Origin of the sequence: Micromonospora yasonensis, from assembly GCF_026013475.1 — a bacterium.
Taxonomy (GTDB): domain Bacteria; phylum Actinomycetota; class Actinomycetes; order Mycobacteriales; family Micromonosporaceae; genus Micromonospora; species Micromonospora yasonensis.
The window spans coordinates 1-229 of the sequence record NZ_JAPDPH010000515.1 but is presented as its reverse complement, the minus strand read 5'-3'; the positions used below and the strand labels follow the sequence as shown (position 1 = coordinate 229).

1 pseudogene is annotated in these 229 nt (G+C 65.5%); it reads right to left on the bottom strand.

The annotated features are described in order from the left end of the window. Positions 1–223 (bottom strand): annotated as a pseudogene (locus tag ONA70_RS36620) (hypothetical protein); the annotation flags it as partial. Positions 224–229: the final 6 nt, after the last annotated feature.

Sequence of the window (229 nt, the reverse complement as noted above, 5' to 3'; positions counted from 1 at the left end):
CGTTGGCGGTCTGCTCGTCGTTCAGGTCGATCTTCGACTGCGCGCCCTGCACACCATGCGGAATCAGCTTCCCGGCGTCCGGCTTGTCCGCCTGCACCGCCACCGGCTTGCCCTGCACCGGACCGGAGTCGGCGTGCGCGGCGATCGGACCGGCGAACACACCACCGGCAAACGCCAGACCAGCAACACCCAGCACACTCTTACGCAGCAGCATCGTGTTCATCACAAA